This window comes from uncultured Chitinophaga sp. (genome assembly GCF_937898475.1).
GTDB lineage: Bacteria > Bacteroidota > Bacteroidia > Chitinophagales > Chitinophagaceae > Chitinophaga.
In genome coordinates this window covers 142008-165159 of sequence record NZ_CALEJS010000025.1, presented here as the reverse complement: position 1 = coordinate 165159, position 23152 = coordinate 142008, and the positions used below count along the sequence as shown (strand labels likewise).

The following is a 23152-nucleotide window of genomic DNA, read 5'->3' as shown; positions in this document are numbered from 1 at the left end:
AGCATTCAGCATAAAAAAAAGCAAATGAAAACAGAACAAGTGGATGTACTCGTTATCGGCGCAGGCCCTGCAGGCACTGTAGCCGCATCCATCATTCACCAGGCCGGGTATAAAGTGAAGATCGTGGAGAAGCAGCAGTTTCCCCGTTTCGTGATCGGCGAAAGTCTGTTGCCCCGTAGCATGGAGGCCCTGCAGGAAGCAGGATTCATTGACGCCATCAAGGCCAAAGGCTTCCAGGAGAAGTATGGCGCCAAGTTCGTAAAGAACAATGCCGTGTGTGATTTTACCTTCAAAGAGCAATATACCGCCGGCTGGACCTGGACCTGGCAGGTGACCCGTGCAGACTTTGATAAAGCGCTGGCTGATACCTGTGAGCAAATGGGTATTCCCATTGCGTATGAAACAACTGTAACGGGCATACGCTTTAACGGCCAGGAAAGTGTGACCACCGTAGCAGACAGCCACGGTAACCAGCACGAGATACAGGCCCGCTTCATCGTGGATGGCAGCGGTTACGGCAGGGTAATACCCCGCCTGTTCAACCTGGAAAAATCTTCCAGCCTGCAGCCGCGCAGGGCGCTGTTTGCGCATACCAACGACGTACGCCGTTCCATGGCCGACGAGCCAAACCGTATTACGGCGGTGGTACATCAGAAAGGCGTGTGGATCTGGATCATCCCCTTCTCTACCGGTGTTACCTCGCTGGGCTTTGTAGGCGATCCGGAATTTTTTGCGCAGTATCCCGGTACGCCGGAGCAGCAGTACCGCGCATTGCTGGAAGCTGAGCCTTTTACCAGGGAACGCTTCAGGGATGTGGAACTGGTGTTTGAGCCCCGTGTACTGGAATCCTGGTCTGCCACGACCGATAAATTTTACGGGGAAGGATTTGTGCTCACCGGTAATGTGACCGAATTCCTGGACCCGATCTTTTCATCTGGCGTAACTTTGGCCTGTGTATCCAGCCAGACGGCCGCCAAACTGGTGATCCGCAAGCTGAAAGGAGAACAGGTAGACTGGGAGAAGGAGTATATGGAGCCTACCATGCAGGGCGTAAATACTTTCCGCTCTTATGTGATGGCCTGGTATGAAGGTACACTGGATACCATCTTCTTCAAGCCTGATCCGGATCCGAAAGTGAAGCAGCAGATCTGCTCCGTACTGGCGGGTTACGTATGGGATATGAGTAATCCTTTTGTAGCCAACCATGATACGGCGCTGAAACGCCTGGCCCGCACCATTGAGCTGACAGAGAAAATAAAGGAAGGGAATCTTGAATAATCAAACCGCATATATCACCGGTCATTGCGTGATCCGCCAGCAGCGGGTATACTGCAATGGCCAGCTGTTGTGGCAGGACGAATCTGCGGCTTCGCTGCAGGAATTCCTCCGCAACGGGTATGATCGTTTTGCGGGGCAGTATCCCAAGTTCCATAAAATGGACAACCTCTGTAAGCTGGGATGGCTGGCGGCAGAGGTATTGCTGCAGGCGGCGCCTGCTGTAGACCATCTGCCTGAGCAGGTGGCCCTGGTGCTGAGCAACCGCAGCGCATCGCTGGATACGGATGTGCGGTACTATCAATCAGTAAAGGATATTCCAAGCCCGGCGCTGTTTGTGTACACACTGCCTAATATTGTGATCGGGGAGATCTGTATCCGTCACGGGTTTAAAGGGGAGCATGCATTTTTTGTGAACAACCGTTTCGATGCAGCACAGGTATTTGCCTGCGCTGCACTGCTGCTGGGCAGCGGTGCAGCTACCGCCTGCATCTGTGGCTGGCTGGAAGTAATGGATCAGCAATACGAAGCGGTATTGTATATGGTGGAGCGAAAGGACGTGGAGGGGGCATTGCCCTTCACCGCAGACAACCTTCAGAAAATATTTGAAAGTTGAAAGTTTAAAAGTTTGAGCGTTTGAAGGTTTTACCGTTCGCGAACGTATCAAACTTTCAAACGTCCAAACTAACAATAAAGTCTTAATGTTTTTATGGAAAAATTGATGGCCGATCTGAAAGCGCAGATCGTAGCGCAGTTGAACCTGCAGGAAGTAAAACCGGAAGATATAGGGGATGACCAGCCGCTGTTCAAGGAAGGGCTGGGCCTGGACTCTATAGACGCGCTGGAGCTGATCGTGTTGTTACAGCAGCATTATCACATCCGCATTGCCAACCCGGAGCAGGGACCTGAGATATTCTACTCTGTGCGTTCTATGGCGGAATTTATTACTGCGCATCAAAAACAGTAGTCATGAGCGGGAATGTATGGATTGCCGGCGGTGGTGTTATCTGTGGTATCGGGACTGACCTGCAGGCCTGCCTGGAGGCTTTTGCCCAAATGCAGCCGGGCATGCAGGATATGCAATACCTGCGTTCCATACATCGTGGCGTACTGCCGGTGGCGGAAGTAAAAGCGGATAATGCCGCTTTGGCTGCCAGGGCGGGGATGCCGGAGCACATCAGCAGAACGGCCCTGCTCAGCAAAATAGCCGCGGAGGAGGCCTGGGCGTCCAGTGGTCTGGGCGCACGCGCACAATACCGGGTAGGTTTCGTTTCTGCCAACACGGTTGGCGGGATGGACAAGACAGAGGAATTTTTTGCGTCTTACCTGCAGCATCCGCCATCAGGCGGGCGTTTACAGCAGGTAGTGCACCATGAATGCGGCAGTGTTACAGAGCTGGTGGCCGATGCCATGGGTATCCGCCATCATGTAACTACCATCAGCACCGCCTGTTCTTCGGGCGCCAACGCACTGATGTACGGGGCAAGGCTGATCCGCAATAATATTGCAGATGTAGTGATTGCCGGTGGTACGGATGCATTGACGCGTTTTACCCTCAATGGTTTCAACACCCTGATGATACTGGACCAGGCGGCCTGCCGTCCCTTTGACGATACCCGTACGGGGTTGAACCTCGGGGAAGGCGCCGGCTATGTGGTGCTGGTGAGCGATGCGATTGCTGCCACGCTGCCTCAGGCGCCGTGGTGCCGGTTAAGCGGCTATGCCAATGCCAACGATGCCTATCATCAGACCGCATCATCGCCCGAAGGCACAGGAAATTACCTGGCCATGAAAGGCGCGCTGGAAATGAGCGGGCTGCAACCCGAAGACATTGCCTATATTAATTTGCATGGTACCGGTACGCAGAACAATGATGATTCGGAAGCCAGGGCTATACAGCGGTTGTTTGCGCCGCATTATCCTCCCATGAGCTCTACCAAGTCATTTACCGGCCATACACTGGGCGCCAGCGGCGGTATAGAAGCCGTATTTGCCGCACTGGCCGTGCAGCAGGGGATCATCTATCCCAATGCACATTTTACTACTCCCATGAAGGAATGTCCGCTGGTACCCGCTACCACTTTTTCAAGCGGCAACCGGATACCACATGTGATGTCCAATTCTTTCGGGTTCAGCGGCAGTTGTTCGTGTCTCGTTTTTTCAGAGACTGTTTAATTAATAATTAAGAATCAATAATCGAAAATATGAGCGTACAAGTGTCCGGATTTATTAATAGTGACCGGTTAGTGATAAGGAGGATATAGTTGTTAATTATTCATCATTAATTAATAAAGATGAACATTTTCATCCAGGGTATGGGATGTGTATCGCCGCAACACACCACCGGCGGCCCCTTCCTGGCAGAGATCAGGGAGTATGAGGGCAATCGCCTGAAGGCGGTGGAGCCGGATTACAAACAGTGGATAGATCTGAAGCTGATACGCCGTATGGGACGTGTGGTCAAAATGGGGGTAGCGGCTGCGAAGCTAAGCCTGCAGGAAGCTGCGGTGGTCATGCCGGATGCGATCATAACCGGTACTGCCTACGGCTGCCTTGATGATACGGGGGTGTTTCTCAGCAAAATGATCAACCAGCAGGAAGAGATGCTGACGCCAACGGCGTTTATCCAGTCTACCCACAATACGGTGGGCGGACAGATTGCATTACTGCTGGGTTGTAATGCCTGCAACAATACATTTGTACATAAAGCTTTTTCTTTTGAAAGCGCCTTGCTGGACAGTATCATGATGCTGCGGGAAGGCGCTGTTCAGCATATACTTACCGGCGGGGTGGATGAGATCACGGATCACAGTCATGCTATCCTGTCCCGTTTTGGTTTGTACAAACAGGCGCCCATTCGTAATACTGCCCTGCTGCAAAGCGCTACAAAAGGCACGATTGCAGGAGAGGGAGCTGCGTTCTTTACATTGGGCACGGAAATGACTGCGCATACGGTAGCGCGGCTTACAGGAGTGAGCACCCTGTACAGGCCTGCTGACATACCGGAGATCACGGGCGCATTACAGGTGTTCCTCTCCTCACATGCCTGCGGCCCGGAGGATATAGACCTGCTCATCTGCGGGCGTAATGGCAATGCAGATGAAGACGGTGTTTACGAAGCGATCACGCAGGCCCTGTTCCCGCAGACGGCGGTGGCAGGCTTTAAACACCTGAGTGGAGAATATCCTACTGCAGCTGCCTTTGCCACCTGGATGGCGGCGCGTATACTGCAGCTGCAGGAGCTGTCTCCCGGTGTGTTGATTAGCGGCACTGCGCCTGCAAAGATCAGGAAGATCCTGATCTGCAACGGGTACCAGGGCACGCATTATTCATTCATATTGTTGGCGCATCCAAATATATAGATGTTATATCGCGTAACAAATATCATCACCTTTGTGCTGCTGGCGGTATTGCTGGCATTGCACAACCTGTGGGCGCCATTGCCCTGGTGGATATTTGCTTTGCTGCTGGCAGGCTATACGGCTATCCTGGTATGGGGATCTATGAGCATTGCCGCTGGTTTCTATCTGCCGGTTACCTGTAAGGTGAACACGGCGGAGAAAGTGGTGGCGCTCACATTTGATGACGGGCCGCAAGGCAGTTTCACCCCACAGGTGCTGGACATATTGGCCGCGCAGCATGCACCCGCAGCATTTTTTTGCATCGGCAAAAACATTGAAGCCAATGAGCCGCTGCTGCAGCGCATGCATGCAGAAGGGCACCTGCTGGGTAACCACAGTTATTCCCACCATTTCTGGTTTGACCTGTTTGGTGCAGGGCAGATGCTGGAAGAGCTGCGGCTGACGGACACGCTGATCGAAAATGCTACGGGGCTCAGGCCGCGTTTTTTTCGTCCGCCTTATGGCGTAACCAATCCCAACCTCCGCAAGGCGGTAACAAGGGGTGGCTATTTTCCGCTGGGCTGGAACATCCGCTCGCTGGATACAATAGCCAGGAAGGAAGAAGAACTGCTGCACCGCATCATCAGCAGGTTGCAGCCGGGCAGCATCATATTGCTGCACGACAGTATGGACATCACGGTAAAAATATTGCCGGCGCTGATAGAGGGTATCCGCAGTAAAGGATATGCGATTGCGCGGATCGATAAAATATTAAATGTACCTGCTTATGTGTAGATGGATCTTATTGTGCTGCTTTTTATGCGCACTGAACGGATATGCTCAAACCGGTGCCTATAAACCGGTGGCCGATGCAGCTGCCTTCAAAGAGCAGTTTGCCAAAGCTTCACAGGCCACACAATCCATACAGGCCGATTTTGTACAGGAGAAAGAACTGAGCATGCTGTCTGACAAGATCGTATCCAAAGGAAAGTTCTGGTTCAGGAAAGATAACAAGGTGCGCATGGAATACCTGCAGCCGTCTTATTACCTGATGATCATGAACGGTAAGGAGATCATTACCCGCGACGGGCAGCAACAGCGTACGGTAGCTGCCAGGGGTAACAAACTGTTTGAACAGATCAACCGTATTACGGTGGACTGTGTGCAGGGCAATGTACTGAATAACCCGGATTTTACATCGAAGGTGCTGGAGAACGCACAGTATTACCGCCTGGAGCTGACGCCGGTATCCAAAGCATTACAGCAGTATTTTAAAGTGATACAGCTGATGGTAGACAAGCAAGATTATGCTGTGTCGCAGATCATCATGCAGGAGAATGGCGGTGATAATACAAGCATCAGTTTTTTACATAAACAATTGAATGTACCTGTAGCGGATGCAATATTCACGGCTAAATAAACTACTGCTGGCCGGCGCCTGTGTTTTATGCAGCTGCAGGTCTGTTTACAAAGGCCTGGAGGGTACAGCAGGTGATGCTGCCTGTATACAGCAGTTCAGGCCGCAGTTCAGCAATACGTTATATAGCACGAAGGTGGATGTGCTGCACCATCACCTGAGCGGCTTGCTGTTCTTTAAGCAGATGCCCGACAGCAGCCTGCGGGTAGTGTTTGCCAGCGAAACGGGCTTTAAGTTCTTTGATTTTGAATTTGCAAAGAACGGCGGTTTTGTGAAGCACTACATGATGCCCGCGATGGATAAAAAGCCGGTGGTAAAAGCCCTGCAGAAAGACTTTGAGCTGGTGCTGATGCGGGCAGACCTTCGGCAGGCCAGCGTATTGCGTGAGGGACCATTTAACTATGCAGCCATTCCGACGCCAAAGGGTAATAATTATTATATTACTGATACGGCATGCACACGGCTGGAGCGGATAGAAAAATCATCACGGCGTAAACCGGTGGTGAAGGCGTGGATGTACAACTACCGGGAAGGGGTGCCGGATAGCATCAGCATACAACACCAGAACTTTACATTCAACATATCATTACAACGAGTCGAAAAATAATGCTGGCAGGAAACTTATATACGATCTTGGAAACGCAGCAAACGGAAAACAGCTTTGCTGCATTACTGGCCCTGAACGCGGCCCATCCTATTTTTGAAGGGCATTTTCCCGGGCAACCGGTCATGCCGGGCGTGTGTATGATGCAAACCATACAGGAGCTGCTGGAGAAAGGCCTGCAGCGTAAGCTGCTGTTGCAGAAAGCGGCCAACATGAAATTCCTGGTAATGATTAACCCGGTGGTGCAGCCGCAGGTAAGTACTGAGCTGCAGTACACCTTACAGGATGATGGTACGGTGAAGACCACTGCTGTTATTAAAAGCGAAACTACGGTCTTCATGAAGTTTCAGGGAACGTTTAAAATCAGTCATTAGCCGTTGGTGAATATAGCCGTACTCATACCTACTTATAACAATGCCGGTACGCTTGCGCAGGTACTGCAGGATGTGCTGCTGCACACGCCGCATGTAATAGTGGTGAACGATGGCAGCACAGATCATACCCTGGAGGTGCTGGACCAATTCCCGGAGGTGCAGCGGGTAACATACGACGCCAACAGGGGCAAGGGCATTGCCCTGCGCCGCGGCTTTGCCTATGCACGGCAGCAGGGATATGAGTATGTGATCACAATGGATGCAGACGGGCAGCATTTTGCGTCAGACCTGCAGGTATTCCATCAGCGGCTGCAGGAGAACGGCGATGCAATTATAATTGGCGCACGCAACCTGCAGCAGGAAAACATGCCGGGCAAAAATTCTTTTGCCAACAGGTTTTCCAATTTCTGGTTCTATGTAGAAACGGGCATGAAAGCGCCGGACACACAATCCGGTTACCGCATGTACCCACTGCGCCAGATAGCGCCTATCCGTTTCTGGTGCCCGCGCTATGAATTTGAGGTGGAGGTGCTGGTACGCGGCGCCTGGAAAGGCATTAAGATAGACTGGGTGCCGGTGAAGGTATACTATCCCCCGGCGGAAGAACGGGTATCGCATTTCAGGCCCTTCCGCGATTTTTCCCGTATCAGCGTGCTGAATACGGTGCTGGTGCTGATCACTTTCCTCTACATCAAACCACGCAATTTTATCCGCTTCCTGCTGAAGAAGGAAAGCTGGGTATGGCTGTGGAAGGAAGTGGTGCTGAACCCGCATGAATCCAACGGCAAAAAAGCGCTATCAATCGGGCTGGGTATATTTATGGGCATTGTGCCTGTCTGGGGATTCCAGATGCTGGTGGCATTGCTGCTGGCCACTTTGCTCCGGCTGAACAAAGCGCTGGTACTGATAGCAGCCAACATCAGCATACCGCCTGTGATACCGCTTATTATTTTCGGCAGCTTCCAGATGGGCCGCGTGTGGGTAGGTTCTGACGCTACTTTTGTTATATTCAATAAACACCAGACAACGGAAGCCATCCGGCAGAATGTGCTGCAATATCTCTATGGCAGTGTTACACTGGCGGTAGTAGCAGGGCTCAGCGCATTGCTGGTATCTTACGTGTTGTTAACTATATTCAGAAAGGAGAGACCGGATGGGTAATTTCTTCACAGGCATCTATAATTTCTTTACCCGGCATAAGGCCTGGTTATGGATCAGTGCCATCACCTGTTTTGTGGTGACAGGCCTGCTGGCCTCGCGCATTCAGCTGGAAGAGGATATTACCCGTATACTGCCGCAGGATAAAACACTGGACAAGCTGCAGCAGGTGTTCAACGATTCACGTTTTGCTGATAAGCTGGTGCTGATGATCTCGCAGCAGGACAGTACCCGGGAGCCGGCGCCCGACAGCCTGACCGCTTATGCAGATGACCTCACAAATGTGCTGGCAGACAGCAAAGCGCTGGCGCCTTACATCCGCAAAGTGCAGGAGAAGGTAGAAGATACGATGGTGCTGAACATGATGCAGTTGATCCAGGATCATTTACCACTGTTCCTGGAAGCAGCTGATTACCGCAGCATTGATTCGCTGATAGCCCCTCAACAACTACAACAAACATTACAGCATAATTACCAGACCCTGGTATCACCCGCAGGGCTGGTGCTGAAAAAGGTGATACAGGCAGATCCCGTAGGGATGTCATGGATAGGCATCCGGAAATTACAGCAGCTGCAGCTGGATGAACAGTATGCTTTGTATGACGGGTATATCTTGACCAGGGATCAGCGGCATTTGCTGATGTTCATCACACCGGCTTATCCGCCCAATGCTACGGGAAAGAATGCAAAGTTCCTGCAACTGCTGCAGGATACGATGCAGGCAGTGCAGCAGCGTAATCCCTTCACCGAAGCGTCTTATTTTGGCGCTACAGCAGTATCCGTAGGTAATGCAAAGCAGCTCCGGCAGGATACCATGTTCACACAGGGCATTACAGTAGTATTGCTGGTGGTATTAATTGCTTTCTTCTTCCGAAAAAAGCGGGCGCCACTGCTGGTGATGCTGCCGGTAGCCTTTGGCGCGCTGTTCTCACTGGCATGTATCTATCTGCTTAAAGGAAAAATATCTGTGATCGCACTGGGTGCGGGCGCAGTGGTGCTGGGCATTGCGGTGAACTATTCACTGCATGTGTTCAACCATTACCGTCACCTGGGTGATATCAGGGAGACTATCCGCGACCTGGCTACGCCGATGACCATCGGGAGTTTTACCACTATTGGCGGTTTCCTGTGCCTGCAGTTTGTGCACTCGCCCATGCTGAAAGACGTAGGCGTATTTGCAGCATTGAGCCTGGTAGGCGCGGCCCTGTTCTCGCTGATATTCCTGCCGCACTGGATCACTACCGCCAATACGGCAGCAGGCGCAGCTGCCGCACACCGGTACACCTGGCTGGATAAGCTGGCAGACTACCGTCCTGAAAAAAATAAATACCTGGTCGGCGGTATTGTACTCTTAACAGTGCTGTTCTTCTTTACGGCGGGTAAAGTGGGCTTTGAAAGCGATATGATGCGCATGAACTTCATGAAGCCGGAGCTGAAGGCTGCAGAAGCAAAACTGAACCGTTTAAATGCCTACACGGCACAATCCGTATATGTAGTAACAGAAGGCGCTACGCTGGAAGAGGCCCTGCAGGAAAACGAAAGGATGCTGCCCCTGGTGCAGCAGCTGGAACAAAAAGGTGTTGTAAAGCAGTATGCCGGTGCGGGTGGCTTGTTATTATCCCGGCAACAGCAGCAACAGCGCTTACAGCGCTGGAACTATTTCTGGACAGCGGAGAAGAAACAACAACTTATTGCCTATCTGCAGCAGGAGGGGCCTGCAGCCGGTTTTAAAGCCACTGCCTTTGCACCCTTTGCTGCCTGGCTGCAAAAGGATTTTACCCTGATGCCTGCGGAGGCGCAGCAACAACTGCTGGCCAGCTCCCTGGGAGATTATGTAACAGCGAAGAAAGACCGGGTATCGCTGGTTACCCTGCTGAAGGTAAACCCGGCTGAGAAGAAGTCGGTGTATGAGGCCCTGGCTTCACAGGCACATACTACCGTACTGGATAAACAATATGCGGCCAACCGGCTGGCAGAAGTGATCCGCAATGAGTTCAACAGTATTGCCTGGATGACCTCCCTGCTGGTGTTCTTTGCCCTGCTGCTGAGTTACGGCAGAATAGAGCTGGCGCTGATCACCTTCATTCCCATGCTCATCAGCTGGATATGGATACTGGGTATCATGGGGATGTTCGATATAAAGTTCAACATCGTAAACATTATCCTCAGTACTTTTATATTCGGCCTGGGAGATGACTACAGCATATTTACCATGGATGGTTTATTGCAGCAGTACCGCTCCGGCAGACAGCAGTTATCTTCCTTCCGTTCTTCCATTTTCTTTTCTGCCATTACCACAATACTGGGCCTGGGGGTGCTGATATTTGCAGAACATCCGTCACTGCGTTCTATTGCCCTGATCTCTATCATCGGGATAGGCTGCGTAGTATTGATATCACAGGTGCTGATACCCTGGCTGTTCAACTGGCTGATCACAAACAGGGTACGTAAAGGCTATGCGCCCTGGACGCTGAGCGGATGGCTCCTTTCCGTAATAGCCTTCACCTATTTTACCCTGGGTGCATTTTTACTGACCTTCCTGGGATGGATACTGATCAAACTGAACCCCTTCAACAAGCAGCAGGGAAAGTATATCTATCACAAGATCCTGTCATGGTTCTGCTGGTCGCAGTTGCATATCATGGGTAATGTGAAGAAGCGGGTGATCAATCCACTGAATGAGCAGCTGGAAAAACCGGCGGTGATCATCAGTAACCATCAGTCTTTCCTGGATATACTGCAGTCTGTTTCCCTGCATCCTAAAGTGATACTCGTAACCAATGAATGGGTATGGCGTTCTCCGGTATTTGGGGCAGTAGTGCGCATGGCTGATTATTACCCGGTGGCAGAAGGGATAGAGGGTAGTGTAGACAAACTACGCAGCCTGGTAGAACAGGGTTATTCCATCGTGATATACCCGGAAGGTACCCGCTCTCCCGACCCGGTGATCAAGCGTTTCCATAAAGGCGCATTCTACCTGGCAGAACAGCTGGGACTGGATATTCTGCCGGTGCTTATTCACGGTACTGCTTATACGATGAGTAAGGGCGATTTTCTATTGAAGAACGGAACCATCACGGCGCAATACCTGCCACGTATTCACCCGCAGGATACGCAATGGGGCAACGGGTATTCGGAAAGAACGAAGAAGATCAGCCGTTACTTTAAAGAGCAGTATGAAATATTGCGCAGCGCAACAGAAACACCGCGCTATTTCAGGGAGCAGCTGATCTATAACTATATTTACAAAGGGCCGGTGCTGGAATGGTATATGCGTGTGAAAACGCAGATGGAGAACAACTATGCGCTTTTTGATCAGCTGGTTCCGAAGAGCGGGCGGATACTGGATATAGGCTGCGGCTACGGCTTTATGCCGTACATGCTGCACTTCCTTTCCCCGCAGCGTACAATCACCGGTGTGGACTATGATGAGGATAAGATCGCCACGGCTGCACACTGTTATCAGAAAAATGACCAGTTGGCATTTGTGCATGCAGATGTGGTGAATTATACATTTGGCAGGCACGATGCATTTATCATCAGCGATGTACTGCATTACCTGCAGCCGGAAGAGCAGGAGCAGCTGCTGCTGCGCTGCTGGGAGCAGCTGGAGCCGCATGGTGTGATCATTGTAAGGGACGGAGATGCAGGCCTGGGAAAAAGACATGAAGGCACGCGCTTAACAGAGTTTTTCAGTACCCGGGTGCTGGGCTTCAATAAAACAAAGCATGCATTATCCTTTTTCTCTGCAGAACGTTTAAGGCAGATGGTCGCCGGAATGGGCGCCTGCCTGGAGCAGATAGACAATACGAAGTATACATCCAACGTAATATTTGTAATAAAGCGATGCAGTACGATGTAGCCATAATAGGTAGTGGCCTGGGAGGTTTGGTGTGCGGCGCTTTACTGAGCCGCAACGGTTACCGGGTGGCTGTATTTGAAAAGAACAAGCAGATAGGCGGCTGCCTGCAAACCTATGCGCGTGACAGGGCGGTGATAGATTCCGGCGTGCATTACATTGGCGGGCTGGGAGAGGGGAAGAACCTGAATAAGATCTTTACCTACCTGGGCATCATGGATAAGCTGCGGTTGCAGCGCCTGGACGTGGAAGGCTTTGACCATATTACATTTGGTAAAGACCCTGCCACCTATCGCATGGCGCAGGGCTATGACAATTTCCTGCAGGAGCTGCTGAAAGCTTTTCCCGGGGAGCGCAGGGCATTGGAAGAGTACTGTTACACGATGAAAGACGTGTGCAGCCGTTTCCCGCTGTATAACCTGCGTACGGGTTCTTATGGTGAAAAGCAGGAAGTACTGGGCATTAATGCCAGCACCTATTTTAAACAGCTTACAGATAACGAGCGCCTGCAAAATGTGCTGGCGGGCAATAACCTGCTGTATGCCGGCGTCAAAGATAAAACACCATTTTATGTACACGCCCTGGTAGTGAACAGCTATATAGAAGACGCCTGGAGATGTGTGGATGGCGGTTCGCAGATCGGCAAATGGCTGGCCCGCGCTATTACGGAAAAAGGCGGTGTGATCTATCGTAACACACCTGTAAAACAGATCATCGGCGAGGGCAATGAGGTAGCGTATATAATGCTGGAAGACGGGCGCCAGGTAAAGGCGGCGCATTACATTTCCAACCTGCATCCGCACCAGACCCTTGAAATGACGGAGAGCGACCTGATACGCGGCGCCTACCGCACCCGCATCAGCAGCCTGGAAAACGCTATTGCGCCTTTTATGCTCAACATTGTGTTGAAGCCGGGCGCTTTTCCTTACCTGAACTATAACTATTACCATCACCAGACCAACGATGCATGGGCCGGGACTGATTACCATCAGCACAACTGGCCGCTTACCTACGGGTTGTTTGCCGCTGCGAGCTCCCGGCACATGCCTTATACGGATACTGTTTCCGTGCTGACCTACATGCGTTATGAAGAAATGGCGCCCTGGCAGCATACCTTTAATACTACTACAGCGGAGCAGTCCAGGGGAGCAGATTATGAGGCGTTCAAGCGGGAGCGCGCGGAGCAATTGCTGGATGTGGTGGCGCAACGTTTCCCTGAGCTGCGGGAGAAGATGATCGCTTACTACACCGCCACACCGCTGTCTTTCAGGGATTACCTGGGCACTGCAGACGGCAGCCTGTACGGCATACAGAAGGACTACAGGGATACGTTAAGGACCATGATCCCCCAGCGTACCAAGTTAACCAATTTGTATCTTACGGGGCAAAATCTGAACTTGCACGGCATCCTGGGTGTTACCATCAGCGCTGTGATGACCAGCGGGGAAATACTGGGGCTGGACTGGCTGATAGAACAGATTAACAGGTAGGTAACCGAAGCGCAGCAATATTTAATGATAATGATAAAGAAGAGAAGCGGCTGGAAGAAATTTGGAAGGATCGTACTGTATGTAACAGGGAGTTTCCTGTTACTGATACTGGTATTGGTGATCTACGTTGTAAGCGTATCGCATATTGATCCGCCGGAGATTGCAGACAAACATGCCCTGCAGCTGCAGCGTACGCAGCTGGACACTTCCTGCTACACCATCGGCAATAACTGGTTCCGCAAAAGCAACAGCGGCCTGTATGAGATGTATGTGGAAGGAGCGCCGTTTGAGAGAGGCGTGGTCTATGGCAAGCTATCTGCAGAACTGGTGAAAAGACAGGAGGATATTTTTGTGGACCAGATCCGCAAAATGATCCCTTCACCCACCTACCTGCATTTTCTCAAATATTTTGTAGGATGGTTTAACCGGCACCTGGCCGGCAATATAGCGGATGAAAACAAGGAAGAGATCTATGGCGTTTCTTTTTCCGCTTCTGATCAGTATGATTTCATCGGCAGTAATTATGAGCGTATCCTCAATTATCATGCAGCGCATGATATAGGCCATGCGCTGCAGAATATGATGCTGGTAGGATGTACTTCTTTCGCTACCTGGAACGACCGCTCTGCAGACAGCAGCCTGATCATCGGCCGCAACTTTGATTTTTATGTGGGAGACCAGTTTGCGGAAGACAAGATCGTGGCGTTCTATCATCCGGACAAAGGCTATCGTTTTATGATGGTGACCTGGGCCGGGTTTACGGGCGTTACCTCGGGCATGAACGAAAAGGGGCTCACTGTTACCATCAATGCAGACAAGAGCGAGATACCCACCGGCTCTGCCACACCGGTATCGCTGGTGGCAAGGGAAATACTGCAATATGCCGGAAATATACAGGAGGCCTGGGTAATTGCGCAGCGCCGCAAAATGTTCGTTTCTGAATCTTTCCTGATCGGTTCTGCCGCAGATAACCGGGCTGCGATAATTGAGAAAACACCGGAGGGTATGGATATGTATGACCCGAAGCGAAACTTCATTACCTGCGCCAACCATTTCCAGGGCGATACACTGAGCAAGCTGGCGTCTAACCAGCAGCAGATGAGGGAGAGCGCCAGTCCGTACCGCTTTCAGCGTTTAAGTGAACTGCTGGCGCAGAACGGCCCTAATACCGTACAGAAAACGGTTAACATCCTGCGGGACCGTTACGGCCTGCAGAACAGGGATATCGGTATGGGCAATGAGAAGGCGCTGAACCAGCTGATTGCTCACCACGCCGTGGTATTTGAGCCGCAAAAGCAGCTGGTATGGGTATCTACCGCTCCCTGGCAGCTGGGTAAATTTGTGGCTTATGATCTTAAGAAAATATTCGCCATGCATGGCCTTCAGCAGAATAAAGAAGTGTACGACAGTGCACTGACCATAGCGGCAGATACTTTTCTGCTAAGCAATGAGTACCGTTCTTTCGTTACCTTCCGTAACTTAAAGGCCCGGATCATGGAAGGTAAGGAAGTGAACCTGCAGGAGCTGATCGCCTCCAACCCGGAATTCTATCATACTTACGTGCTGGCGGGTGATTATGCCTTTAAGCATCAGCGCTACCAGGAGGCAAAACAGTATTACATGACAGCGCTGACAAAGGAGATCGCTACCAAGCCGGAAGAAGCGCATATACGAAAACAGCTGAAGAAATGTGACCAGCCATGATATACGGTATAGGAACAGACATAGTAGAAGTGGAGCGGGTAGCCGGTAAGATACGGAAAGCAAACGGTTTCCGGGAACTGGTGTTCACCCCTCATGAGATTGCCTACTGCGAACAGCAGGCGGCCAGCTATGAGCACTATGCCGCACGTTTTGCCGCCAAGGAAGCCCTGCTGAAAGCATTGGGCACGGGCTGGGGCAATGGCGGCGTACACTTCAATGAAATAGAGATCCGTAATGATGCAGCGGGCAAACCGGAACTGCACCTGACAGGCAATGCTGTCAGCCGTTACGATCAGCTGAACATTAAACAGATACTGGTATCATTGTCGCATGTTGCATCCACTGCCGTAGCGATGGTGATCATAGAGGTTTAAAGATATGTATATACCTGACATAGAACTGCAATCTGCCGCCGCTATCCGGCATTTCCAGGAAAGGGAGGTGCTGCACCTGATAGGATACCTGCGGCAATTTTCTCCCTTTTACCAGGAGTGGTTCGCAAAGCATCATATACAACCCGGTATGGTGAACAGCCTGCAGGACCTGGCGAAGATACCGCCGGTTACCAAAGAAGACCTGCAGCAGCGCAACTGGGATTTTCTTTGCACAGACAGGAGCAAGATAGCTGAATATACCACTACCTCGGGCACACTGGGCAAACCGGTGATCATTGCGCTGACCGCCAATGACCTGAACCGCCTGGGTTACAACGAATACATTTCTTTCTGCTGTGCAGATGGTACGGATGAAGACATTTATCAACTGATGCTGACGCTGGACCGCCAGTTTATGGCGGGTATGGCGTATTATACCGGTATCCGGAAACTGGGCGCGGGGGTGCTGCGTGTAGGGCCGGGTGTTCCTTCCCTGCAATGGGAAAATATCCAGCGCATACGCCCTACCACTATTGTAGCCGTGCCTTCGTTCATTTTGAAGCTGATCGCTTTTGCGCAGGAGCATCATATTGATATCAATGCTTCTTCTGTGAAAAAGGCAGTGTGTATAGGAGAGAACATCCGCAATGTGGATTTTTCACTGAATGTGCTGGGCAAGAAGATCACTGAACAGTGGGATATCAAGCTGTATTCTACCTATGCATCTACCGAAATGCAAACCGCGTTCACCGAATGTAAAGCCGGCCGCGGTGGTCACCATCACCCGGAACTGCTGTACATTGAGCTGCTGAATGAGCAGGATCAGCCCGCAGGGCCCGGGGAAGAAGGAGAAGTGACCATCACCACCCTGGGTGTGGAAGGCATGCCACTGCTGCGTTACAAGACAGGGGATATTTGCAGGTATGAAGCAGACGCCTGCAGCTGCGGTCGTAACACGATCCGGCTTTCACCGGTGATAGGGCGTAAGAAGCAGATGATCAAGTATAAGGGCACCACACTATACCCGCCTGCACTCTTTGATCTGCTGAATGAAATGGAAGAGGTGAAGGAATTTGTAGTGGAGGTGTTTTCTAATGAGATAGGCACGGACGAAATACTGCTGCATTTGTGGCCGGTGTCTGAGTCGGAGGACACGGACAGAAAGATCCGGTCTTACCTGCAGGCAAAGCTGCGGGTGATACCGCAGGTACGGTATTGCGGGCAGGCGGAAATTATGAAAATGCAGCTGCCGGAGGGCAGCAGGAAGGCGATGAAGTTTGTGGATAACAGGAAGGTGGGTTAAAACACAAATTCCGCTTCCTTTTCAGGGTTATCCAGCTTGGTGCTTTTACGCTCTTCTTTCACGATCACATGCATCATATTGATCTGGCTTTCGTGCTGGCTGTAGAGTATATCATTTGTTACGCGCAGCTTTTTGACTGAGGGCACCTGTTTTGCTTCCAGGAAGCACCAGGCAGCTTCTTCCTCTATCTGGTAGCCCAGGAACTTAAGGGTCACCGGTTTACCATCTACCGTAATATGCAGGTGTTGCTGCAGGTAATTGTTAATAAAGCCCTCCACTGTTTTCCGGTTGGCGGGATGGATAATATCTACGGATGTTTTATTTGCTGCTTTCAGGGCTGCTTCCAGATCGTCCGCGAAGATGCGGCAGCTCACTTCCAGTTCCTGTCCGGCGGCATTGTGCCGTATTTCTGTCACACTTACGTAGAAGGGGTGTACCAGGGCAATCCACATCGGAACCAGCCATTTACATAATATTAAGCCCACTTGACTAAAAAATTTTAATTTTAACGGTTTAGTTTATATAATTACCAAAATTAGACAAAATACAGGCAAATGAGCGAATTCGCCACGTATTTCAAGATCGGATGGCAGCATATAGTGGCGTGGGAAGGATACGACCATATTTTGTTTATAGTAGCTTTGAGCGCTATTTACCTGCTAAGCGACTGGAGAAAGGTGTTGATATTGGTTACAGCATTTACGGTAGGACATTCTATTACGCTGGCTTTAAGCGTTTTAAATGTGGTAAGGGTATCTACCCGTTTGATCGAGTTCCTTATCCCGGTAACGATCTTTATTACCGCTTTGTTCAACATTATCCGCCAACCAAAGTCAGAGCGCCCCGGCGCTGTACAGCTCAATTATTTTTTCGCCCTGTTTTTCGGGCTTATACACGGCATGGCTTTTTCCAACCAACTGAGAAGCCTGCTGGGGACAGACACCAGCGTGGTAACACCATTGCTTTCATTTAACCTGGGCCTTGAATTTGGCCAGGTGCTGATCGTGATAGTAGTATTGCTGGCATCCGGTATTGTAGTGAATCTTACCGGGATCAAACGGAGGGACTGGACCATGTTCATTTCCTCTGCCATATTTGGGATTGCTTTTATGATGGCAATAGACCGTTTTAGAGAACTAATGATATAATTTAAACCGCTAATGGGAAATAAGCATTTCTTGCTGCCGCTTATATGTTGCGGCTTTGCTAATCTATTGATGGCACAGGCACCTAATCCTAACGGCTCCAACCACGGCACCCGCTTTGAGCAGCTGGGCACCATGCTGCAGGATCCGAACATGTACCGCTCCGCTTCCGGCGTACCGGGGCCGAAATACTGGCAACAGCGTGCGGACTATGACATCAGCGCCACTCTGGATGATGAGAAACAGAAGCTCACCGGCTCGGAAACCATCACCTATTACAACAATTCTCCTGACCCGCTCACCTACCTCTGGCTGCAGCTGGACGAGAATGAGCATGATCTGAAAAGTGATAACAACCACTTTGACGGCAGCCATATGTCTGATAAAATGTCTATGTGGGATGTGAATCGCATATTGAAAACAGACAAAGACCTTGGCGTAAAGATCGTCAAACTTACGGATGCCGGCGGCAACGCGCTGCATTATACCATTAACCAGACCATGATGCGGGTAGACCTGCCCAAAACGCTGATGCCGGGAGAGCAGATCCGCATTAAAATTGACTGGTGGTATAATATTTCCAACCGCATGTCTGAAGGCGGCCGTGGCGGATATGAATACTTTGCAGAAGACAAGAACTACCTGTATACCATGGCACAATGGTATCCCAGGATGGCTGTATATTCTGATTTCCAGGGCTGGCAGAACAAGCAGTTCACCGGCCGCGGAGAATTTGCGCTCACCTTCGGCAATTTCCGTGTAAAGATGACCGTACCTGCAGACCACATTGTAGGCGGCACCGGCGAATGTCAGAATTATAAGGAAGTGCTGAGCCCCGCCCAGTTTAACCGCTGGCAGCAGGCACAGAGCGCCAAAACGCCGCTGGAAGTGGTAACGCTGGATGAGGCGAAAAAGAGCATGCAGGGCAAATCATCTGCCACCAAAACCTGGGTATTTGAAGCCCAGAACGTGCGCGACTTTGCCTGGGTAAGCTCCCGCCGCCTGGTATGGGACGCCATGGCTACTAATGTAGAAGGCAAAAAGGTAATGGCCATGTCTTACTATGGTCCGGAAGCCTATCCGCTATACAGCCGTTACTCTACCAAAGTAGTAGCGCATACACTGAAATCCTACTCTGCACATACCATCCCTTACCCTTACCCGGTTGCTATCTCCGTAGAAGCGGCCAACGGTATGGAGTACCCGATGATCTGTTTCAACTATGGCCGCGCTGAAAAGGACGGTACTTATTCTGAAACAGTAAAGAATGGTATGATAGGCGTGATCATCCACGAAGTAGGCCATAACTTCTTCCCGATGATCGTTAACTCTGACGAACGCCAGTGGAGCTGGATGGACGAAGGCCTGAACACCTTCTGCCAGTTCATGGCAGAGCAGGAATGGGATAACAACTTCCCTTCAAACCGTGGTCCTGCGCATAAGATCGTGGACTATATGAAAATGCCCAAGAACCAGCTGGAGCCTATTATGACCAACTCTGAAAACATCATTCAGTTTGGTCCTAACGCTTATGCCAAGCCTGCCACCGCGCTGAACATACTTCGGGAAACGATCATGGGCCGCGAGCTGTTTGACTTTGCTTTCAAGGAGTACGCCAGACGCTGGGCATTCAAACATCCTACACCGCCTGATTTCTTCCGTACCATGGAAGACGCCAGCGCAGTAGACCTGGATTGGTTCTGGAGGGGCTGGTTCTTTGGTATCGAGCCGGTGGATATCTCCATCGACAGCGTGAAATGGTACCGGCTGAACACACAGGAGCCTGGTGAAGTAAGTAAAGACGACAAAGCCGCATATGATAAGAAGCTGGACCATGTTGCCCGCAGCCGTAACAGGGCTGCAGGCGTGAAGTTTGCCGTAGAGCAGGATACTGCATTGCAGGACTTCTACAGCAAATGGGACCGCTTTGCAGTAAGCGATGAAGACAAGGCAAAATATAATGAGCTGTATGCTTCCCTGTCACCGGAAGAGAAGAAGCTGTACGACAGCAAAAAGAACTTCTATGAAGTGTCTTTCTCCAATGTAGGCGGCCTGGTAATGCCGCTGATCATTGAGTGGACCTATGCAGACGGCAGCAAGGAAACAGAACGTATCTCCGCCTATATCTGGCGTAAGGACGAATACCATGTTACCAAGGTGTTTGCAAAAGATAAAGAGGTAGTGTCTGTTAAACTGGACCCGCAGCGTGAAACAGCTGATATTGACGAGGCCAATAATAACTGGCCCAGGGTTTCCGTGCCCTCTAAGTTTGAGCTGTTCCGTCAGAGAGAGCGTCCAAGAGGATCTTCCAGCGGCGTTACTCCCATGCAAAAGGCGAGAATGGCTGGCAGCAAATAATACATTCTATTATCATAAGTGAATGACAAATGTAAAAGCGGCTTTGCTTTTACATTTGTCATTTTTATATTGTACCAATAAAATTCCGGTTTTGTAATATGAAGAACACGCTCCTGTTGTTTACTTTTTTGCTGGTAAGCTTTTCTGCAACATACGCCGCTAAGGTAGACACGATACAGATCTACAGCCAGGCCATGCATAAACCTGTCAAATGCGTGGTGGTTATCCCTGACACCTATAACAGGAAAAAAGGGCTGCAATTTCCCGTGATATACCTGTTGCATGGCTATAGCGGCAATTATGCTGACTGGGTACGCAAAGCGCCCGGATTACCTGCCCTGGCAGATACTTATCAATGCATGATTGTGTGCCCCGACGGCGGCTTTGGCAGCTGGTATCTTGACAGCCCGGTGGATAGTGCCTGGAAGTACGAAACCTATGTAGGAAAAGAAATACCGGCTTATATTGATAGTCATTACCGCACGCTGGCCGACCGGCAGCACAGGGCTATTACGGGCTTAAGCATGGGCGGGCATGGCGCCTTGTTCCTGGCAATCAGGCATAGTGATACCTTCGGTGCGGCTGGCAGTATGAGCGGCGGGGTGGATATCCGTCCTTTTCCGAAGAACTGGGATCTGTCGAAAAGACTGGGAAGTATAGAAGAGCATCCGGAGCACTGGAAGGAGTATGCGGTTGTGACACAGGCGGAGCAATTGAAAGATGGCGTGCTGTCGCTGATCATAGATTGCGGGGTAAAGGACTTTTTTATTGATGTGAACAGGAGTTTACATCAGCAGTTGTTGCAGCAGGGAATAGCGCATGATTATACGGAAAGACCGGGCGAGCATAACTGGGCATACTGGAGTAATGCGGTGGAGTACCAGGCGCTGTTCTTTCACAATTTTTTTGAACGGAGTAAAGATAAGTAAGCTTAATGCTGATCTGACAGTAAAAAGCCGGCTCCTTTATGGGCCGGCTTTGCTGCTTTTGCTGCAATTGGTATATGTAACAGGTATATCTGTAAAGTAACCTTCAGTGGTTTTTAAATGAAGGCCGCCGGCGAGATCACCAGCGGCTTTTTCAAACGTGTGAAATGTAGATAGAGAGTATAGTGGTGGATTATGGCTTATCCCACCACAGTCTCGTTCCTCCGTTATCAGGACCGCCTAATAACTGGGTAGCTTTTTGCACTTCTCCCTGGTTGGTAGTATACTCTGCCTGGGGGAAGGCGATCCTTCTGATCTGTATAGCAGTGTTGATCGTTCCGTTGCTTTCGTTATGCACTACCGGGAACAATTTAGGATACCCGGTACGGCGGAATTCAGACCAGGCTTCCTGGCCTTCGGGGAATACCGCCAGCCATTTCTGGGTGATGATGCGTTCCAGCTTCACCTCAGTTGATGCAGCTTCATCCCATTTAACAGTAATGGTTGAAAGCGCAGGTGAATTGTTTTCGGCATTCCTGGGATCTACGTAGTCTGCAGGTCTGCTGGTAGCATCATTGATGTACGCTGCTACCTGGTCTGCCACACCCCATTGGTTGAACGAAGTGGTGATACCTTTTTCATATAATGATTGTGCGGATCCACCGGCGTTGGCCCAGCCGCGCAGGGCAGCTTCTGCTCTCAGGAAGAATACCTCTGCGGAGGTCATCAGCTGGAGCGGCGTGTTTTCCCTGAAGGTTTTGGTCTTGGCATAAGCCAGGGTAGAGAACCCGTTATAGCCCGGTTTGGCGGTTACTGCCGCACCGATGCGGATACCTTTGTACTGGCCCGGATAATCGGAAGCAGGATCAAAGTATTTGCCTATGCGGGGGTCATGGTAGCCGCTCAGGTAAGATTCTATGGAAGCGCCCATGCTGATATCGCTCCAGCCATCTTTATTGGTAATGGTGTACAGCGGATGTTTTATCCCGAAGCCAGACACCATCACATTGTCTGCGAGGGTTTCCATCAGTCCGCCGTTATCAGCCAGCGCTTTTTCGCCTTCCGCTTTTGCCAGTGTGGCATCTGCTTTAACAATACGCAGTGCCAGGCGCAGGCGCAGTGAATTGGCGAATTTGATCCACTGGCCATAATCGCCGCCATAGATCATATCGAACTTAGTGAAAGGAGAAGCGTCGGGATTTGCGGCCCTGTATGCTTTCAGGTTAGCTACCGCCGTATCCAGTTCCAGGAAGAAACGTTTGTAAATATCCTGCTGGCTGTCATATCCAACGGAGGTACCGCCCTGTCCGTACTGGCTGTAGGGGATAGGACCATAGATATCTGTTACACGGTGCATGGCTTCTACTTTCAGTATCAGGGCTACTGCCCAGAAATCGGGTGCTGCGCTTTGTGCGCCGCGCCTTTTTATTTCTGAAATGGGCGCCATTACGCGGTTGTAGGCCAGGCTGAAGGGGAAACCATTCCAGTCGGGCACCAGCGCATAGGTAAGATTGCTGATGTTACCCCTGAACGGGTTGGCAGACATCATGTAACCGGAGTAGACATCGGCTATGAGGTTCTGCTGCAACTGGTATTCCCATACGGTGTTGTTATAGTTATAGTAGATGGCTGACTGGATCTGCGGGAAAAAGCCGCCGATGAAGTTGAAGTCAGGTTTCAGCTGATCTTCAGTCAGGCCGGTAGGATCTGTATTATATTCTTCGAAATTCTTGGTACAGGCGCTGGCCCCCAGCAATGCCGCCAAGGCAAGCGCCGCCAGTGATTTATATTTATTGCTGATCTTGTTCATCTTCCTTTGTTTTT

At 50.7% G+C, this 23152-nt stretch carries 20 protein-coding genes; 18 read left to right on the top strand and 2 right to left on the bottom strand.

The annotated features are described in order from the left end of the window. Nucleotides 1-24 precede the first annotated feature (24 nt). From Q0577_RS16835 to Q0577_RS16765, 15 genes are all read left to right on the top strand, one after another. On the top strand, nucleotides 25-1278 hold the full coding sequence (locus Q0577_RS16835) for an NAD(P)/FAD-dependent oxidoreductase (protein ID WP_298738242.1): 1254 nt from the start codon (nucleotides 25-27) through the stop codon (nucleotides 1276-1278). After that, nucleotides 1271-1891: a hypothetical protein gene (locus Q0577_RS16830; protein WP_298738240.1), complete on the top strand. Its 621-nt coding sequence runs from the start codon at nucleotides 1271-1273 to the stop codon at nucleotides 1889-1891. The genes Q0577_RS16835 and Q0577_RS16830 overlap by 8 nt, the downstream gene beginning before the upstream one ends. Before the next feature lie 93 nt (nucleotides 1892-1984). Continuing rightward, nucleotides 1985-2242: a phosphopantetheine-binding protein gene (locus tag Q0577_RS16825; RefSeq protein ID WP_298738237.1), complete on the top strand. Its 258-nt coding sequence runs from the start codon at nucleotides 1985-1987 to the stop codon at nucleotides 2240-2242. A 2-nt stretch (nucleotides 2243-2244) separates the two neighbouring features. Then, nucleotides 2245-3450 (top strand): beta-ketoacyl-[acyl-carrier-protein] synthase family protein, encoded by a 1206-nt coding sequence (locus tag Q0577_RS16820; protein ID WP_298738236.1) that lies wholly within the window; start codon nucleotides 2245-2247, stop codon nucleotides 3448-3450. Nucleotides 3451-3569: 119 nt separating this feature from the next. Further along, complete coding sequence (locus tag Q0577_RS16815) at nucleotides 3570-4637, top strand: beta-ketoacyl synthase N-terminal-like domain-containing protein (RefSeq protein ID WP_298738234.1); 1068 nt, start codon at nucleotides 3570-3572, stop codon at nucleotides 4635-4637. After that, entirely contained in the window at nucleotides 4638-5411 is a 774-nt protein-coding gene (locus tag Q0577_RS16810) for a polysaccharide deacetylase family protein (RefSeq protein WP_298738232.1), read from the top strand. Next, nucleotides 5404-6036 (top strand): outer membrane lipoprotein carrier protein LolA, encoded by a 633-nt coding sequence (locus Q0577_RS16805; RefSeq protein WP_298738229.1) that lies wholly within the window; start codon nucleotides 5404-5406, stop codon nucleotides 6034-6036. Before Q0577_RS16810 ends, Q0577_RS16805 begins: the two co-directional genes overlap by 8 nt. Next, nucleotides 6014-6640 (top strand): hypothetical protein, encoded by a 627-nt coding sequence (locus Q0577_RS16800; protein WP_298738227.1) that lies wholly within the window; start codon nucleotides 6014-6016, stop codon nucleotides 6638-6640. Before Q0577_RS16805 ends, Q0577_RS16800 begins: the two co-directional genes overlap by 23 nt. A 26-nt stretch (nucleotides 6641-6666) precedes the next feature. Beyond that, nucleotides 6667-7011, top strand: coding sequence for a 3-hydroxyacyl-ACP dehydratase (locus tag Q0577_RS16795; RefSeq protein WP_298738224.1), 345 nt, complete (start codon nucleotides 6667-6669; stop codon nucleotides 7009-7011). Nucleotides 7012-7017: 6 nt separating this feature from the next. Next, on the top strand, nucleotides 7018-8172 hold the full coding sequence (locus Q0577_RS16790) for a DUF2062 domain-containing protein (RefSeq protein ID WP_298738222.1): 1155 nt from the start codon (nucleotides 7018-7020) through the stop codon (nucleotides 8170-8172). Continuing rightward, on the top strand, nucleotides 8165-12031 hold the full coding sequence (locus Q0577_RS16785; RefSeq protein ID WP_298738220.1) for a trifunctional MMPL family transporter/lysophospholipid acyltransferase/class I SAM-dependent methyltransferase: 3867 nt from the start codon (nucleotides 8165-8167) through the stop codon (nucleotides 12029-12031). Before Q0577_RS16790 ends, Q0577_RS16785 begins: the two co-directional genes overlap by 8 nt. After that, complete coding sequence (locus Q0577_RS16780; RefSeq protein ID WP_298738218.1) at nucleotides 12016-13518, top strand: NAD(P)/FAD-dependent oxidoreductase; 1503 nt, start codon at nucleotides 12016-12018, stop codon at nucleotides 13516-13518. The genes Q0577_RS16785 and Q0577_RS16780 overlap by 16 nt, the downstream gene beginning before the upstream one ends. 30 nt (nucleotides 13519-13548) lie before the next feature. Beyond that, nucleotides 13549-15222: a C45 family peptidase gene (locus Q0577_RS16775; protein ID WP_298738216.1), complete on the top strand. Its 1674-nt coding sequence runs from the start codon at nucleotides 13549-13551 to the stop codon at nucleotides 15220-15222. After that, the gene (acpS, locus tag Q0577_RS16770; RefSeq protein WP_298738214.1) at nucleotides 15219-15596 is read left to right on the top strand and encodes a holo-ACP synthase; all 378 of its coding nucleotides are present in this window, start codon (nucleotides 15219-15221) and stop codon (nucleotides 15594-15596) included. The genes Q0577_RS16775 and acpS overlap by 4 nt, the downstream gene beginning before the upstream one ends. Nucleotides 15597-15600: 4 nt before the next feature. Then, nucleotides 15601-16899 carry an AMP-binding protein gene (locus Q0577_RS16765; RefSeq protein WP_298738213.1) on the top strand — a complete coding sequence of 433 codons (1299 nt, stop codon included), beginning with the start codon at nucleotides 15601-15603 and terminating at the stop codon, nucleotides 16897-16899. Here Q0577_RS16765 and Q0577_RS16760 read toward each other — a convergent pair. Next, on the bottom strand, nucleotides 16896-17351 hold the full coding sequence (locus Q0577_RS16760) for a DUF6702 family protein (RefSeq protein ID WP_298738212.1): 456 nt from the start codon (nucleotides 17349-17351) through the stop codon (nucleotides 16896-16898). The genes Q0577_RS16765 and Q0577_RS16760 overlap by 4 nt on opposite strands. A 102-nt stretch (nucleotides 17352-17453) precedes the next feature. On the opposite strand from Q0577_RS16760, the gene Q0577_RS16755 reads away from it, so the two are divergent. The 3 genes from Q0577_RS16755 (at nucleotide 17454) to Q0577_RS16745 (ending at nucleotide 21331) form a co-directional block, all read left to right on the top strand. Continuing rightward, nucleotides 17454-18047, top strand: coding sequence for a HupE/UreJ family protein (locus Q0577_RS16755; protein WP_298738211.1), 594 nt, complete (start codon nucleotides 17454-17456; stop codon nucleotides 18045-18047). Between the two features lie 69 nt (nucleotides 18048-18116). After that, nucleotides 18117-20402, top strand: coding sequence for a M1 family metallopeptidase (locus tag Q0577_RS16750; protein WP_298738210.1), 2286 nt, complete (start codon nucleotides 18117-18119; stop codon nucleotides 20400-20402). 98 nt (nucleotides 20403-20500) lie between these two features. After that, nucleotides 20501-21331 (top strand): alpha/beta hydrolase family protein, encoded by an 831-nt coding sequence (locus Q0577_RS16745; protein WP_298738208.1) that lies wholly within the window; start codon nucleotides 20501-20503, stop codon nucleotides 21329-21331. Nucleotides 21332-21521: 190 nt separating this feature from the next. Here Q0577_RS16745 and Q0577_RS16740 read toward each other — a convergent pair whose 3' ends face one another. Continuing rightward, nucleotides 21522-23138: a RagB/SusD family nutrient uptake outer membrane protein gene (locus tag Q0577_RS16740; RefSeq protein WP_298738206.1), complete on the bottom strand. Its 1617-nt coding sequence runs from the start codon at nucleotides 23136-23138 to the stop codon at nucleotides 21522-21524. Nucleotides 23139-23152 lie beyond the last annotated feature (14 nt).

Coding starts and splice junctions, on each gene's coding strand:
- Q0577_RS16760 (WP_298738212.1), bottom strand. CDS start 17,351: ATGTGGATTGCCCTGGTACACCCCTTCTACGTAAGTGTGACAGAAATA.
- Q0577_RS16820 (WP_298738236.1), top strand. CDS start 2,245: ATGAGCGGGAATGTATGGATTGCCGGCGGTGGTGTTATCTGTGGTATC.
- Q0577_RS16750 (WP_298738210.1), top strand. CDS start 18,117: ATGGCACAGGCACCTAATCCTAACGGCTCCAACCACGGCACCCGCTTT.
- Q0577_RS16775 (WP_298738216.1), top strand. CDS start 13,549: ATGATAAAGAAGAGAAGCGGCTGGAAGAAATTTGGAAGGATCGTACTG.
- Q0577_RS16815 (WP_298738234.1), top strand. CDS start 3,570: ATGAACATTTTCATCCAGGGTATGGGATGTGTATCGCCGCAACACACC.
- Q0577_RS16745 (WP_298738208.1), top strand. CDS start 20,501: ATGAAGAACACGCTCCTGTTGTTTACTTTTTTGCTGGTAAGCTTTTCT.
- Q0577_RS16810 (WP_298738232.1), top strand. CDS start 4,638: ATGTTATATCGCGTAACAAATATCATCACCTTTGTGCTGCTGGCGGTA.
- Q0577_RS16805 (WP_298738229.1), top strand. CDS start 5,404: ATGTGTAGATGGATCTTATTGTGCTGCTTTTTATGCGCACTGAACGGA.
- Q0577_RS16755 (WP_298738211.1), top strand. CDS start 17,454: ATGAGCGAATTCGCCACGTATTTCAAGATCGGATGGCAGCATATAGTG.
- Q0577_RS16765 (WP_298738213.1), top strand. CDS start 15,601: ATGTATATACCTGACATAGAACTGCAATCTGCCGCCGCTATCCGGCAT.
- Q0577_RS16740 (WP_298738206.1), bottom strand. CDS start 23,138: ATGAACAAGATCAGCAATAAATATAAATCACTGGCGGCGCTTGCCTTG.
- Q0577_RS16780 (WP_298738218.1), top strand. CDS start 12,016: ATGCAGTACGATGTAGCCATAATAGGTAGTGGCCTGGGAGGTTTGGTG.
- Q0577_RS16800 (WP_298738227.1), top strand. CDS start 6,014: ATGCAATATTCACGGCTAAATAAACTACTGCTGGCCGGCGCCTGTGTT.
- Q0577_RS16835 (WP_298738242.1), top strand. CDS start 25: ATGAAAACAGAACAAGTGGATGTACTCGTTATCGGCGCAGGCCCTGCA.
- Q0577_RS16825 (WP_298738237.1), top strand. CDS start 1,985: ATGGAAAAATTGATGGCCGATCTGAAAGCGCAGATCGTAGCGCAGTTG.
- Q0577_RS16785 (WP_298738220.1), top strand. CDS start 8,165: ATGGGTAATTTCTTCACAGGCATCTATAATTTCTTTACCCGGCATAAG.
- acpS (WP_298738214.1), top strand. CDS start 15,219: ATGATATACGGTATAGGAACAGACATAGTAGAAGTGGAGCGGGTAGCC.